The organism is Actinoplanes sp. NPDC051861, from assembly GCF_040681145.1.
Classification (GTDB): domain Bacteria; phylum Actinomycetota; class Actinomycetes; order Mycobacteriales; family Micromonosporaceae; genus Actinoplanes.
Map to the genome: position 1 here is coordinate 287,765 of NZ_JBFAYE010000004.1, position 13,963 is coordinate 301,727.

The 13,963-nt window shown below is 70.3% G+C and carries 15 protein-coding genes; 6 read left to right on the forward strand and 9 right to left on the reverse strand.

Annotated features, from left to right (window positions below):
* Window positions 1-6: 6 nt before the first annotated feature.
* Complete coding sequence (locus AB0M02_RS15500; RefSeq protein ID WP_364226773.1) at window positions 7-1,611, reverse strand: ABC-F family ATP-binding cassette domain-containing protein; 1,605 nt, start codon at window positions 1,609-1,611, stop codon at window positions 7-9.
* Between the two features lie 226 nt (window positions 1,612-1,837).
* Between AB0M02_RS15500 and AB0M02_RS15505 the strand changes: the two genes are divergently transcribed.
* Window positions 1,838-2,734 (forward strand): neutral zinc metallopeptidase, encoded by an 897-nt coding sequence (locus AB0M02_RS15505; protein WP_364226776.1) that lies wholly within the window; start codon window positions 1,838-1,840, stop codon window positions 2,732-2,734.
* On the opposite strand, the gene AB0M02_RS15510 is transcribed toward AB0M02_RS15505, so the two are convergent.
* Window positions 2,727-3,353 (reverse strand): acVLRF1 family peptidyl-tRNA hydrolase, encoded by a 627-nt coding sequence (locus AB0M02_RS15510; protein WP_364226778.1) that lies wholly within the window; start codon window positions 3,351-3,353, stop codon window positions 2,727-2,729. The two genes, AB0M02_RS15505 and AB0M02_RS15510, sit on opposite strands and share 8 nt — an antisense overlap.
* Window positions 3,354-3,385: 32 nt before the next feature.
* Between AB0M02_RS15510 and AB0M02_RS15515 the strand changes: the two genes are divergently transcribed.
* Window positions 3,386-4,066, forward strand: coding sequence for a DNA alkylation repair protein (locus tag AB0M02_RS15515; protein WP_364226781.1), 681 nt, complete (start codon window positions 3,386-3,388; stop codon window positions 4,064-4,066).
* 6 nt (window positions 4,067-4,072) lie between these two features.
* Here the strand turns inward: AB0M02_RS15515 and AB0M02_RS15520 are convergent, their stop codons facing one another.
* Together AB0M02_RS15520 and AB0M02_RS15525 are read right to left on the reverse strand one after the other, a co-directional pair.
* Complete coding sequence (locus tag AB0M02_RS15520) at window positions 4,073-4,675, reverse strand: LysE family transporter (protein WP_364226784.1); 603 nt, start codon at window positions 4,673-4,675, stop codon at window positions 4,073-4,075.
* Between the two features lie 152 nt (window positions 4,676-4,827).
* Window positions 4,828-5,376, reverse strand: a complete 549-nt coding sequence (locus AB0M02_RS15525; RefSeq protein ID WP_364226786.1) for an AAA family ATPase — start codon at window positions 5,374-5,376, stop codon at window positions 4,828-4,830.
* Window positions 5,377-5,438: 62 nt separating this feature from the next.
* Between AB0M02_RS15525 and AB0M02_RS15530 the strand changes: the two genes are divergently transcribed.
* Window positions 5,439-6,128, forward strand: a complete 690-nt coding sequence (locus AB0M02_RS15530) for a histidine phosphatase family protein (RefSeq protein ID WP_364226789.1) — start codon at window positions 5,439-5,441, stop codon at window positions 6,126-6,128.
* 10 nt (window positions 6,129-6,138) lie between these two features.
* Window positions 6,139-7,434 (forward strand): MFS transporter, encoded by a 1,296-nt coding sequence (locus tag AB0M02_RS15535; protein ID WP_364226791.1) that lies wholly within the window; start codon window positions 6,139-6,141, stop codon window positions 7,432-7,434.
* Here the strand turns inward: AB0M02_RS15535 and AB0M02_RS15540 are convergent.
* Window positions 7,382-8,065, reverse strand: a complete 684-nt coding sequence (locus tag AB0M02_RS15540) for a VOC family protein (RefSeq protein WP_364226794.1) — start codon at window positions 8,063-8,065, stop codon at window positions 7,382-7,384. The two genes, AB0M02_RS15535 and AB0M02_RS15540, sit on opposite strands and share 53 nt — an antisense overlap.
* A gap of 72 nt (window positions 8,066-8,137) precedes the next feature.
* Here AB0M02_RS15540 and AB0M02_RS15545 point away from each other — a divergent pair, with 72 nt between their 5' ends.
* Together AB0M02_RS15545 and AB0M02_RS15550 are read left to right on the forward strand one after the other, a co-directional pair.
* On the forward strand, window positions 8,138-8,881 hold the full coding sequence (locus AB0M02_RS15545; RefSeq protein WP_364226796.1) for an alpha/beta fold hydrolase: 744 nt from the start codon (window positions 8,138-8,140) through the stop codon (window positions 8,879-8,881).
* Window positions 8,882-9,017: 136 nt separating this feature from the next.
* On the forward strand, window positions 9,018-10,322 hold the full coding sequence (locus AB0M02_RS15550; RefSeq protein WP_364226798.1) for a hypothetical protein: 1,305 nt from the start codon (window positions 9,018-9,020) through the stop codon (window positions 10,320-10,322).
* A gap of 4 nt (window positions 10,323-10,326) precedes the next feature.
* Here AB0M02_RS15550 and AB0M02_RS15555 read toward each other — a convergent pair whose 3' ends face one another.
* Genes AB0M02_RS15555 through AB0M02_RS15570 form a run of 4 tightly spaced genes read right to left on the reverse strand, consistent with a single transcriptional unit; the run spans window position 10,327 to window position 13,963 of the window.
* On the reverse strand, window positions 10,327-10,884 hold the full coding sequence (locus tag AB0M02_RS15555; protein WP_364226801.1) for a DUF6461 domain-containing protein: 558 nt from the start codon (window positions 10,882-10,884) through the stop codon (window positions 10,327-10,329).
* The gene (locus AB0M02_RS15560) at window positions 10,871-11,686 is read right to left on the reverse strand and encodes an LLM class flavin-dependent oxidoreductase (RefSeq protein WP_364226804.1); all 816 of its coding nucleotides are present in this window, start codon (window positions 11,684-11,686) and stop codon (window positions 10,871-10,873) included. The genes AB0M02_RS15555 and AB0M02_RS15560 overlap by 14 nt, the downstream gene beginning before the upstream one ends.
* The gene (locus AB0M02_RS15565) at window positions 11,683-13,203 is read right to left on the reverse strand and encodes a glycosyltransferase (RefSeq protein WP_364226807.1); all 1,521 of its coding nucleotides are present in this window, start codon (window positions 13,201-13,203) and stop codon (window positions 11,683-11,685) included. Before AB0M02_RS15565 ends, AB0M02_RS15560 begins: the two co-directional genes overlap by 4 nt.
* Window positions 13,190-13,963, reverse strand: a complete 774-nt coding sequence (locus AB0M02_RS15570; RefSeq protein WP_364226810.1) for an inositol monophosphatase family protein — start codon at window positions 13,961-13,963, stop codon at window positions 13,190-13,192. Before AB0M02_RS15570 ends, AB0M02_RS15565 begins: the two co-directional genes overlap by 14 nt.

Sequence of the window (13,963 nt, forward strand, 5' to 3'; positions counted from 1 at the left end):
CAGCGCTCACGCCAGCTCGACGAGCTCCAGGAGGTCGTCGCTCCACGCATCCTCGTCGCCGTCCGGCAGCAGGATCGCGCGGTCCGGCTTGAGCGCCTGCACACACCCGGCGTCGTGCGTGACCAGCACGATCGCGCCCGGGTAGTTGGCGATCGCATCGAGCACCTGCTCGCGGCTGATCGGGTCCAGGTTGTTGGTCGGCTCGTCCAGCAGCAGCACGTTGGCGCCCGAACAGACCAGCGTGGCCAGCGCGAGACGGGTCTTCTCCCCGCCGGAGAGCACCCCCGCCGGCTTGTCCACGTCGTCGCCGGAGAAGAGGAACGCACCGAGAATCTTGCGCAATTCGGTATCGGTCTGCTCCGAAGCGGCGCTGCGCATGTGCTCCAGGATCGTCCGGTCGACGTCCAGGGTCTCGTGCTCCTGCGCGTAGTAGCCCAGCCGCAGCCCGTGACCGGGACGCACCTCACCGGTGTCCGGCTCCAGCATGCCGCCGAGGATCCGCAGCAGGGTGGTCTTTCCGGCGCCGTTGAGACCGAGGATGGCCACCCGGGAACCGCGGTCCACCGCCACGTCGACGTCCGTGAAGATCTCCAGCGAACCGTACGACTTCGACAGGCCGGACGCGGTGAGCGGCGTCTTGCCGCACGGGGCCGGACTCGGGAACCGCACCTTGGCGACCTTGTCCGAGACGCGCGTCTCCTCCAGGCCGCCCAGCAGCTTCTCGGCGCGGCGAGCCATGTTCTGCGCGGCGACCGTCTTGGTGGCCTTGGCACGCATCTTGTCGGCCTGCGCCATCAGAGCGCCGGCCTTCTTCTCCGCGTTGGCCCGCTCACGGCGGCGGCGGCGCTCGTCGGTCTCGCGCGCCTCCAGATACGTCTTCCAGCCCATGTTGTACATGTCGACGACGGACCGGTTGGCGTCCAGGTACCACACCTTGTTGACGGCGGCGTCCAACAGCTCGACGTCGTGGCTGATCACGATGAGGCCGCCCTTGTGCTGCGCCATGTACCCCCGCAGCCAGGCGATCGAGTCCTGGTCCAGGTGGTTGGTGGGCTCGTCGAGCAGCAGGATGCCCTTGCCGTTCTGTCCCGAGTTCGCGAACAGGATGCGGGCCAGCTCGATCCGGCGGCGCTGACCGCCGGAGAGAGTGCCGATGGTCTGGGCCAGGGCGCGGTCGGGCAGTCCCAGGTTCGCGCAGATCCGGGCGGCCTCGGCCTCGGCGCCGTACCCACCCAGGGCGGAGAATTGGTCCTCGAGCTGGCCGTAGCGGCGGACCAGCTTCTCGTCGCCGCTCTCCTCCAGCTGGACCTCGAGCTTCTGCATCTCGGCGAGGATGCTGTCCAGGCCGCGGGCGGACAGGACACGGTCGCGGCCGGTCACGTTCAGGTCGCCGGTCCGCGGGTCCTGCGGCAGGTAGCCGACCTCGCTCGTGCGCTCGACCTGTCCCGCGTACGGAATCCCCTCGCCGGCCAGCACCTTGAGCGTGGTGGTCTTGCCGGCGCCGTTGCGGCCGACCAGTCCGATGCGGTCGCCCGGCTGCACCCGCAGCGTGGTCGGGGACAGCAGGATGCGGGCGCCGGCGCGGAGTTCCAGTCCGGTGGCGGTGATCATGATTTGGCTCTCGCTCTCGGGATGTCGGGCTGACTGCGAGGTAGCAGGCTCTGGGCGCAATAAAGCGCCGGCCATCCGAATGGAGACGATGGTCGGCGCTGGGCAGGTCAGCCTTCGCAGAGCAGCACGACGCCATAGTACCGGGCGGCCGTCAGCACCTCCCACCCGATTAATTCACAAGATCATCGGGTACTCGCGGGTCAACCGTGGTGAAGGTGGGACGACTATGGAACTCAACGAACGCGCCGACATCGACACCAGTCAGATCGAGGACGGGCGCCGGTCCGGCGGTGGCGGCGGCCTGGGTGGGCTGCCCATCGGTGGCGGCGGGCTCGCCGGGATCGTGGTGACGCTGGTCATCGCCCTGGTCGGCGGATACTTCGGGATCAACACGCTGGGCGGTGGCGGCGGCGAGTCGACCGGCACCCAGCTGAACTGCAGCGAGGAGCAGAAACTGCAGTTGCTGGAGTGCCGCAACGCGCTCTATGTGACGTCGATCCAGGATTACTGGACGGACCAGCTGCCGGCGTCGTTCGGCGAGCAGTACGTGCCGGCCCGCACGCACATCTTCTCCCAGGCGGTGAACACGGCCTGCGGCTCGGCGGACTCCGGCGTCGGCCCGTTCTACTGCCCCGCGGACGACAAGGTGTACATCGACCTCACCTTCTACCAGGTGCTGTCGAAGGAGCTCGGCGCGCCGGGCGAGTTCGCGCAGCCCTACGTGCTGGCCCACGAGTACGGCCACCACGTCCAGGACGTCCTCGGCACCGAGGCGGAGATGCGGCGCCGCCAGCAGCGCGACCCGGACAACGCCAACGAGGAGTCGGTCAAGCTCGAACTGCAGGCCGACTGCTACGCCGGCGCCTGGGCCAACGCGGCGGCCAACACCGAGGACAAGGACGGCGACAAGATCTTCAAGAGCCTCACCGAGCAGGACATCCAGCAGGGCATCGACACCGCCGGCAAGATCGGTGACGACGCGTTGCAGAAGCGCGGCGGCGGCGAGATCAACCCGGAGCAGTTCACACACGGCACGTCGGCGCAGCGCCAGCAGTGGTTCAAGGTCGGTTACGACTCCGGCGACCCGAAGCAGTGCGACACGTTCAAGGCGGGCGCTATCTGATCAAAATTGTGACGGCACGGGCCGCGGCCACTGCGGAGACCAGCACCGCATGCCGCGGCTCGGGCACGTCCAGCAGCCGGCTCGCGCGCAGGGCGGCTACCGGGGCCAGCTGGGGCGCGGCCAGGATCGAGTCGACGGCTGAGCGGTCCCCGCCGGCCACGAGTGCCGCGATTGTCCGTACCTCCGGAAGAAGAATGCGCCCCACGATGCCGGCGCCGTCGGCAGCAGCCGCTTTGGCCTGATTGTCCCGGCGCCGCGCGAAACGCTGCTGCGACCAACCGCCCGCCGCTGTCCGACCCTGCACATAGTGTGTGTCCACCTTGGACGTGATCAGTTCCGGTCCGTCCGCGATGCCGACGGCGACCGCGCCTTTGCGTGCGAGCAGCAAACCCAGCCTGCGGGGTGCCTGGGCTTCACTGATCAGTTCCGCCACCGTCGCGACCGGGCCGGCTCCGGGGGGCGCATGCAGCGTCGCCGACACACCGTCGGTTGCGATCAGGGTCAAACCCTCTTCACGGTACGCCGAATGGCGCGCGCCAAAATTCTCCAGCCACCGCGGCAGCCGCTCGGGCGCGACGTCCACCCACTTCCCGCCGCCGGCCGCCGCTCGTTCGCCCATTCTTGTCAGACTACGGTGGCAGGATCACCGGCATGGGTGCGCTTGCCGGAGTTCTGATGCCGCGTCTCGGTGCCGCGTTCTCGTCGGCGGCCGATCCCGTGCGGGCGGTGGGCGCCGCCGCTTACATGCGCGACCAGTTCCCGTTCCTCGGCATCGACGCACCTCGGCGGCGAGCACTGGCCCGGGGCGCGCTGGCAGGTCTGCCCACACCGTCGCAGTCCGACCTCCACGACGTGGCGGTGGCGTGCTGGGCCCGTGACGAGCGGGAGTTCCAGCACTTCGCCTGCGACTACCTGGTGCGCCACGTCACCGTCCCCGACCCGTCCTTCCTTCCGACGCTCACCTTTCTCATCACCACGAAATCGTGGTGGGACTCCGTCGATCCCCTCGCCACCCGGGTCACCGGCGGCCTGGTCCGCCGCCATCCGTCGTTGGTGGCCACGATGGACGCCTGGTCCTCCGATCCGAACATGTGGCTCGTCCGGACGGCGATCCTGCACCAGTTGCACTACGGCGCGGCCACTGACGAGGAGCGGTTGTTCGGCTATTGCGTGGCGCAGGCCGGACACCGCGACTTCTTCGTCCGCAAGGCGATCGGTTGGGCGCTCCGGCACTACGCACGCACGGACCCGGAGGCGGTCCGCGGCTTCCTGAGCGGCCCCGGCAAGGCGCTGTCGCCACTCTCGATCCGCGAGGCCGCCAAGCACCTCTGACCGAGGTCAGGAGGGCATGAGGAGGCGGACGGCCAGGACGGCTATCACCAGGCTGGAGACGAGAGCGGTTGTCAGGCGGCCTCGGGGACCCGTCAGGAGGCGGCCTATCAGGGTTCCGCCGCCTGCTATCAGGAGTTGCCAGCTTGCGGAGGCCAGGAAGGCGCCGATGACGAACCACGCGCCGCCGCCCGCGCCGCCCGCTCCCAGGACCAAGGCGGCGAAGTAGATGACGGTTGCCGGGTTGAGGAGGGTCAGTCCCAGGATCCCGGCGTAGGCGCGCAAGGCCGTCGTCGGGCGCTCGGCGCGTTCGGTGACGCCGGGGCTGCGGAGGGCGCCCCAGGCGGTCCAGGCGGCGAGTGCCAGGAGGACGGCGGCGCCGGCCCAGCGCAGCGGAGTGGCGACCGGGGCGATGAAGCCCGCGACGGCGGCGCCGCCCGCGACAGCCACCAGGGCGTAGATGCCGTCAGCGGTGGCGGCGCCCAGGCCGGCGGCGGCGCCGACCCGCAGGGACGTCCGGGCGCTCAGGCCCGCGATCAGGACCGCGATGGCGCCCACGGGCACAGCGATGCCGTAGCCGGCGACCACGCCGGCCAGGAAGGCCCCGCTCATGACAGCTGCTTGGTGACCGCCGTTTCGCTGAGCACCGGCTTCTGCTGTCGCGGGGCCCGTTCGGCCACGGCGACAGAGACAGCGGGGTGCGGCTTCGAGTTGGTCACGCCGCCCATCATCAGGCCACGGCTGGTCGCGCGGCCACTGAATTTTCAGGCGAGGGATTCGAGCAGCGCGCGATACGTCCCCTCGACGTCGCCCTCCCTGCTGGCAACGCGCCTTGTCCGCGGCCGAGTGGCGATCAACGCCAGAAAACCATCATAAAGCGCCTCAATCTCTGAAATATCGGAAATGGGGGTGCCGGCACGGGTGCCGGCACGGGTGGCGGCGCGGGTGGCGGCGCGGGTGGCGAAGCGTCGCAGGCAATTCTCCTTCGTGTCGAGCAGGGCGACCTCGTGGAACGGGACGTTCAAGGAGGACGCCAGCGACTCCGCCTCCAACAGGAACCGTGGACGCGCCAGCAACTGGGGAACGATCACGTCGTGGCCCGCGAGGAGATGGACACGGGCCGCGGACAGGGCGATCTCCCGCGCCAGAAGACCGGCCGGACCGGGCTGCGCCGCCCACCCGCCGATCAGGTCACGCACCCGGTCGATGTCCAGGTTGAGAGTGAGTGGACGTTCTGCGGCGTACCGGTGAGCAAGAGTCGACTTCCCGGTGGCGGGCGGGCCGTTGACCAGGATCAGCCTGGGACCGGTCACATGATGCTCCTTTCCGATCTCGGAGGGTGACCAGACACGGTCCGTGTCGATAAGGTCCGATCATGGTCGCTGAACTGATTCTGGTCCGGCACGGGCAGAGCCTGGCGAACGTCGCTTTTCCGGCGGCCGACGCGGAGGATCTCCTGGAGGTGGAGGTCAGCGGGCGGGACGCCGAGGTGCCGCTGACCGAGACCGGAGAGGAACAGGCCGCGGCCGTGGGTGCCTGGCTGGACGGGCTGCCGGAGGACCGCCTGCCACAGGTGGTGATCACGTCGCCGTACCTGCGGGCGCGCGAGACGTGGCGGATCGCGGCGGGGGCGGCCGAGGCGGACCTGCCCGGACCGGCGACCGACGACCGGCTGGTGGACCGGCTGCTGGGCGATCTGGAGATGATGACCCGCGCGGCGGTGCGGGCGCGGTTCCCGGACGAGGCGGCGCGGCGCGAGGCGGCCGGCGAGTACCACTACGCGCCACCGGGCGGGGAGTCGTTCGCTGACGTAGGCGTACGCCTGAAAGCTTTTCTGGACGACCTGCACGAAAGACATCCCGGACAACGGGTGATCGTCGTGGCGCACGACGCCGTGGTGCTGATGATGCGCGCGGTGATCGAGGAGCTCGACTGGGAGCAGGTCATGGCCGTCGAGGCCGAGTCGGGCAGTGTCCGAAATGCATCAATCACGCGATTCGTCGGCGGGGTGGGGCGGCTGACGCTGGATCGCTACAACGTAATCGATCACCTACCGCCCGTATAAGGTATCGACGATGTCCTATCAACGGCTCCCGGCGAACCGTCAGTTGGCCGCACTTTTGGCGGCAGAGGCCATCTCGATGCTGGGCAGCCGCATCACCTTCGTCGCGCTGCCCTGGCTGGTGCTCACCACGACCGACTCGGCGCTGCTGGCCGGGCTGGCGGGTTTCGCCGAGATGCTGCCCTATGTCCTGGCCGGCCTGATCGGAGGCCCGATCGTGGACCGGGTCGGCCCCCGGCCCACCGCGGTGGCGGCCGACGCGGCGAGCGTGGTCGCGGTGGCCGGCATCCCACTGCTCGCCCACCGCGAGAACGTGTCGCTCGGCGTCCTGCTGGTCCTGATCGCGCTGACCGGCGCGCTGCGCGGGTTCGGCGACGCGGCGAAACGGGCCCTGCTCCCCCGGACCATCGCGGCCGCCGGCCTGTCCACCGAGCGCGGCACCACGCTCTACGACGGCATGTCGCGCGCGGCGACGCTGATCGGACTGCCGCTGGCCGGTGTGCTGATCGCGGCGTTCGACCCGGCCGTGGTGCTGCTCTTCGACGCGGCGTCCTTCGGCGTCTGCGCGCTGCTGCTGGGCGCCCTGGTCCACGTCGGCCACGCCGACGCCGCGGCCAGGGAGGACGAGGAGCCGGGTTACGCGGCGGCGCTCCGGAACGGATTTCGATACGTACGCCAGGACAGGCTCATCCTCGGCATCATGTCGATGCTGTTCATGACGAACATGTTCGACCAGGCGTTCGCGACAGTCTTCGTGCCGGTCTGGGTCCGCGAGGGGCCACACGGCCCGGCGGCCCTCGGTGTGGTCGGCACCGCCTTCGGGCTGGGTGCGGTGGCCGGGAACATCCTGTACACGATCCTGGCGCCACGGCTGCCGCGACGGCGTACGTTCAGCGTCTGCTTCTTCCTCGGCGGCCCCGCCCAGGTCCTTGCTCTCGCCCTCACGGATCGCGTGTGGATCGTGTTGGTCACCGCGGCACTTGCCGGCGCTCTCATGTCGACGGTCAACCCGATCCTGCTCGCCTCGGTCTATCGCCGGATCCCGGTGCACATGCACGGCCGCGTGATGAGCGTGCTGATCGCGGTCTCCTGGGCGGGCATCCCGTTCGGAGGCGTGATCGGCGGGTGGGCGACCGACCTGGTGGGGCTGCAGACGGCGGCGCTGCTGGCAGCGATCGGCTACCTGGCGGTGACCGTGACACCGTTCTTCTTCCCGGCCTGGGACGCGCTGGACGACCGGGAACCGCCGAGGGTCGTCAGGACAAGTCGGCCGTCAGCTCGGCGATCTGCGTCCGCTGTTCCGCGGTGAGCTCCATTTCGGACAACTTTTTCACGATATCCAGAGATTTATCCGTTTCATCCAAGGTTGCAGCTAGCTCGGCCCGGTAGAGCAAGGCCTCCACGAGAGCCGGGTCGTCGGAAGGCGCCTTACGCAGCGCGGTGTCCAGGATCCGCGCCGCCTGCCGATGATCACCGTGGGAGTCGGCCATCACGACGGCGTTCTCCAGACTGACCGCCAGCCGGCTCTCGGCACCGGCGGACGTCGACGGGGCGAGCGCGCTGATCCGGATCCAGTTGCCGCCCGGGTCGACCACGCTGAAGCCGGTCACCCCGCCGTTGTTCTTGCGCGGGCGCGGACGGGTCATCCGCGGGATCCCGGACAGCGGCACCTTCCCGAAACGGGCCCGCAGCCCCGCCGCGAACTGTTGATGCAGCGCCTGGATGTCGGGCACGAGCACCGCGCAGGTGCCGTACGAGTCGGCGGGGACGAACCCCGGCATCCCGAAGAAGTGCAGTTGCAGATCCTCCCGCTGCATCGCGACGTACGGGTTCGGCCGCAACTGCCGATACGTGGTCCGGAATCCGAGCGCGGAGTAGAAGTCGGCCATCTCGTCGATGGAGGAACAGGGCAGCAGCGGTATCGCGATCTCGTCAGCCATGCCGACCATTCATCCAGGTCCCGGCGATATACGCCCATGGATTGGCACATCCGGCTGTTAACCTCGGCCGCGATGACTCTCGCCCATGACGTGACCGGCGACGGGCCGGCCGTTCTCCTGCTGCACTCGACCGTCTGCGACCGCCGGATGTGGGATCCGCAGGTTCCCGTCCTGGCCGCCGCCGGGTTCCGGGTGATCCGTTGTGACCTCCCCGGGTACGGCGAATCCGCCGTTCCCCCGGAGCCCTACGACGAGGCCGCACTGGTCGCCGACCTGCTCCCGGAGAACGGTGCAGCCGTGGTCGGCGCCTCGGGCGGCGGCAAGGTCGCCCTGGAACTCGCCACCCGCCGGCCGGAGCGCGTCACCGCCCTCGCCCTGCTCTGCACCGCGATGGCCGGGCACGAGCCGAGCGACGCGCTGCGCGAGTTCGGCGACCGGGAGGACGCTCTCCTGGAGGCCGGTGACGTCGCCGGCGCCACCGATCTCAACGTCGATCTGTGGGTCGGGCCGGAAGCGGACCAGGCAACCCGGGCAAAGGTACGCGAGATGCAGCACCACGCCTTCGAGGTGCAACTGGCCGCACCCGCGGACACCGGGCCGATCCGTGCGGAGCCCGACTACGCCCGGATCACCGCGCCCACCCTGCTCTTCTCCGGCGCACACGACCTGCCGGACTTCCGGGACATCGCCGCCCACCTGGCCACCCTGCTCCCCCGTGCCCGGCACACCGAGCTGGACTGGGCCGGCCACCTGCCCAACCTGGAGCGCCCGGACCTGCTCAATCCGCTCCTTATCGGCTTCCTTACATCAGATTGACCGATTTCGACCTCGATCCTCAGCGCCGCCCCTGATAGCGTCCGGCCCATTCCATCGTTGAACGTCGATTGATGCACGGGGGCTGAGACGACGTGGCGACGTGTCTGTCTGTCCCCGTGCGCGTGGAAGGACGGGGATGACACGCCAGAGGAGAATTCTGCACGCGCTCGCCACAGCGGTCCTGCTCGCGGGCACACTCACCGTCACCGGCGCGGCTGCCGCCGCACCGGAGACCAGCGTGGTGCCGGTGGCGCCGCGAAGCACCGAGGAGAAGCCGCGCGCCGCGGCGGCGAAGCCGTTCACCGACACCTGCGACACTCTGCGGTCACGCCGGCCCGCACTGCTGCGCGCCGGGCAGACCAGGGCCACCTGCACCGCGACACCGGCGCCGGAGCGGGTCGCCGCCGCCCGGGCCGCGAACCCGAGGGCGCGCGCCGCCACGGCCGACGGCCCGGTCTGGTGCAGCGAGCTCGGCGACAATCAGTACTGGTACACCCGGTCGTCGATCTGCCTGGACGCGATCCCGGTCGAGTTCTTCCTGATCAACCTGCAGACCGGCGCGATCATCGGATCCGCGCTGCTGGAGGTCTCCCAGGCGGCCGAGCTGCGTGACACCAGCGCGAGCTGGAGCGAGTACGCGGCCATCGTGATGCTGGCGCGCTTCGGCCAGGTCTCCACACTCAACGTCTCCCTCGAAGCGGCGTGCAACAACGGCTGCACGGCGACCAAGTCGAACGCGTGGGGCATGGAGAACCTGACGCTCTTCGAGACCGAGGAGGGCACCCTGGAGTACGCGGGCAACCCGTCCGGCCAGGTGTCGATCACGCCGACGTACACGCTGACCATGCTGGCGCCCGGCGCGGTCCCGCTCGTGCCGACGACCAGCTGGACGCTGCCCGACGTGCTCTCGATCCGCTGCGACAACCTCGTCGGCAGCAACCCCGGCTGCGTCGTCCCGCTCTACACCCCGTCGCTGCTGCTGTCCTGGGGCAGCCAGGGTGCGGGCGCCGTGATGATCTCCTGGGCACAGCAGTACCTGGCCGACGGCTGGGGCTGGGAGGGTGTCGGGGCACCGCTGCGGCGGCTGGCCGACACCTCGCTGCAGGAGCGCAACCGCGGCATCATCTGCGACGGCACGTTCACCCGCCTGCCGCAGGTGCCGGACGACTCCTGCGACGAGTTCGCCTTCGCCGGTTCGTACGAGAGCGGCGCGATGCTCGGGCTGAGCGGGTCCGACTGTGCCGAGATCCTGCCGTACATCGACGACGTCACCGGCCAGTGGTACATCCAGTACCTCAAGCCCGTGACCGGCTCCGAGCGGTGCGTCCGCGCGCACGTGTCCCGGCCGAGCAACGTCGACGTCGGCGGCGAGCTGGGCCGGTTCGTGCAGCGGGAGCGGCTCCTCGATTACGAGGAGTACTGGGTGGCGACCACGTACTAGCCGATCAGACCCGGACCACGCCGGTCAGCAGCGGGGCGTCGACGGTCTGCCGGTCGAGGAGAACACCGGTCAGCTCGGTCAGCATCCGCAGCGCGGCCGGCACCGGGTCCGGCGCACCGGCCCGATCCAGGCCGACCTGGCGCATCAGCGGCACCAGCAGGTCGGGGTCGGCGCCGGTGCGCTCCTCCGGGCGGAGCAGCTCGAACTCGACGAGCAGCTCGCCGTCGCGGGCCTGGCCGAACACGGAGAGCGCGTTGGCGGTGCGCCACACCGTCAGCGCCTCCCCGCCGTCCTCGGCGAGCCGCGTCAGCACGTCCCGGGCGCCGGCCTCGGCACCTGGCTCCTGCCACACGAAAGACCACGCCCCGGCGACGCCGATGCGGGCGACCGGCTCGTCGAACCCGAACTCCTCGACCGCCTCCGGCCACGGCAGCACCGGGCGGTCATCGGGGTCGATCTCCAGGATGTCGGCGACCTCCGGTACGCGGCGGTCGCGCGCCACAGTCAGGCAGAAGCCCAGCGACAACGACGGCCGCACCCATTGCCAGTCACCGTCCACCATGGCCGGAGACTAGCCGAACGAAGCCCTCCGGGTCGGGGTCGTCCGGGGTGGGCTGCAGGACCACGGTGTCCGCGCCGGCGTCCGCCCAGCGATCCGCCAGGGCGAAGTCCCCGACGATCATCCGGTCCTCGATGGACGGATATCCCCAGCGGAGGCGCTCGCGCTCGGCCGCGTCCGGATCGGTCGGCGCGTGCACGTAGACCACCAGCCGGCCGGATCCGATCACCTCCCGGGCGGCGCGCACCTTCTCCGGGGTGGTGCCGCCGGTGAGGATCACGCCGTCGCCGATCTCGCCGGCCAGGCGCAGCGTGCGCGGGCCTTCGGCGCCGATCAGGAGCGGCACGGGCGAGGAGGGCGGCCAGTCCAGCGCCACGCCGTCGAGGTGCACGTAACGCCCGGATACGGTCACCTTCGAGCCGTCGAGCAGTGAGCGCAGCGCGGTCACGTACTCGCGGAGCAGGGTCATCGGCGACTCCACCCGGGCACCCACCTGGCCCATCCAGTCCTGGACGCCGTGACCGACGCCGATCGTGACCCGGCCGGGGAAGAGCCGGTGCAGCGCCGCCACCTCCATCGCGGTCAGCGCGACGTTGCGCAGCGGCACCGGCAGCAGACCGACTCCGACCTTCAGCCGGGTGGTCCACGCGAGCACTGCGGCCGCGGTGGCGATCCCGCCGGCCAGGAAGCAGTCCTCCCAGAGCCACAGCTCGTCGAGGCCCGCCTCGTCGGCGGCGAGGGCCACGTCGCGAAGACGCTCCGGGGGCAGTTGCGGCAGCGCGACGGCGCCGATGGTGGTGGTCATACGCGTACCCGTTCTCGGTCGGCGACGATCCGGCGGTACAGCTGTTCCGGGTCGAGCCCCACGTACCAGGGCGTCACGACCCGCCGCTCATACCGCTCCATGCCTACCAGAAAGATCAGTACATAGGCCGTACTCAGCGCCAGGAAGGCAGCGGACCAGGCCGCGATGACCACGTGCTCACCCCGCACGAGCCGGAACACCGCGAAGCCCAGCGCGGACACGTCGATCAGGGCGAACAGGCGGTACGCCCACTTCAGGCCCCGGTCGGCGACGCGCGTGGCCCGTTTCTCGGTGACCCCGAACTGCCGTTCGCCGAAGAGCGCGGCGGGCAGGGCGGCGAGCATCGGCAGCGTGTCGGCGACGGCGAACGCCTCGCTGTGCAGCAGGTGGTAGTGGCCGCGGCCGAAGCGTACGACGGTCCAGATGCTGAAGACGGTGAAGCCCAGGAAGGCGAAGCCGTAGACGGCGTACGGGCCGGTCACCGGTGCCACGCCGGTGGTCAGGGCGGCGACCGGGATCAGCAGGTAGAGCAGCCGGTTGAGGCCCTGGAAGTGCGCGACCATGGCGCTGAGGTAGTTGAGCCGCTGGTGCCAGGTCAGTCCGCGGGCCCGCAGCGGCGAGTCGCGGTGGCGCAGCAGCAGGTGCAGGCTGCCGATCGCCCAGCGGCGCCGGGTGCCGTAGTACTGCCGCAGGTTGTCCACCTCCAGCCCGTACGCGAGCGGCGCCGAGAGGTAGACCGACTTCCAGCCTCGGGCGTGCAGCCGCAGCGAGGTGTGGATGTCCTCGGTGGACGTGTCCTCGGCGAACCCGCCGGCCGAGTCGAGCGCGGTACGCCGCAGCATCGCCGACGTACCGGTGAAGATCGCGCTGTTGGTGGCGTTCTTGGTCGGCTGCACGCCGCCGTAGAACATCTCCTGCTCGTGCCAGTCGCCGCGGAAGGTGAACGACTCGGTGTTGTAGAACGTCTGCGGTGACTGGACGACGGCCACGTCCGGGTCGTCGAACCAGCCGAGGGTCTGCTCGATGAAGGACGGCAGCGGGATGTGGTCGGCGTCGAGGGTGACGACGAACTCGGCGTCGGTGGCCCGCAGACCGTGGTTGAGGTTGCCGGCCTTGGCACCGGCGTTCGTGGTCCGCGACAGGTACCGGGCGCCGAGGCGGGCGGCCATCTCGCGGACCTCGGCGCGGTCGCCGTCGTCGAGAACGATCACGTCGCGGGCGCCACGGATCCGCAGCGCTCCCAGGACGGTCGGTTCGAGGACTGGCGGCGGCTCGTTGACGGTCGGGATCAGGATGTCGACGGTCTTCGGGGCGGAGGCGGTCCGGGGCGCCGGCCGCAGGGTGCGGCGCAGGGAGAGCACGAACATCGTGGTGGTGACGACGGCGAACATCTCGGCGGCCCAGGCGACCGGGCCGTACCAGACAGCCCAGTTGACCACCGCGGTCCGCCAGACGACGAAGATCGGCACGAGGGTCATGAACACGGCGAACAGCCCGCGCAGGTCACGCGACAGCATTTTCCACCCCCAGCGACATGGACAGAGCGGGATGAAGACCCGGACCGGCGGCGAGGACCCCGGTTCCCAGGGTGGAGACGACCGCGCCGGCCTCGGCGGCGATCAGCGCGCCGGCGGCCCAGTCCCACGGCGCCAGCTCGTCCTCGAAGTAGGCGTCGCAGCGGCCGGCCGCGAGCCAGCAGAGCTCCAGGGCGGCGCTGCCGTGACTGCGGACGTCCCGGACCCGGCCGAGCAGGTCGCCGAGCACACCGGCCTGCCGGGACCGGGCTTGCGAGGAATAGGCAAAACCGGTCGCGACCAGGGCCCGCGACAGAGGCACCGGATCGTTCACGCGAAGCGGGCCGCCGTTGAGGAACGCCCCGCCGCCGAGCACAGCCGTGAACGTCTCCGAGCGTTCCGGGTCGTGCACCACACCGGCGACGGCATGCCACGACCCGTCGGGCGCCGCCTTCTCCGCGGCGACGCTGACGGTGACGTGCGGTGTCCCGTACACAAGATTGGTTGTTCCGTCGACCGGATCCACCACCCAGCGCAAGCCGGTGCACCCAGCCCGCGACGCGCCCTCCTCACCCACCAGGCCGTCGGCGGGTCTCTCCGCCGCGACCACCTCGATGATCGCGGCCTCGGCCGCGAGATCAATCTCGGTCACCAGGTCGGTGTCGCTGGACTTGTGCCGAACCTGCCGGACGGCACCGGCCGCGCGGATGACGTCACCGCCCGCCAGCGCGGCACGGACCGCCACACCCAGCAGATCGTCCAC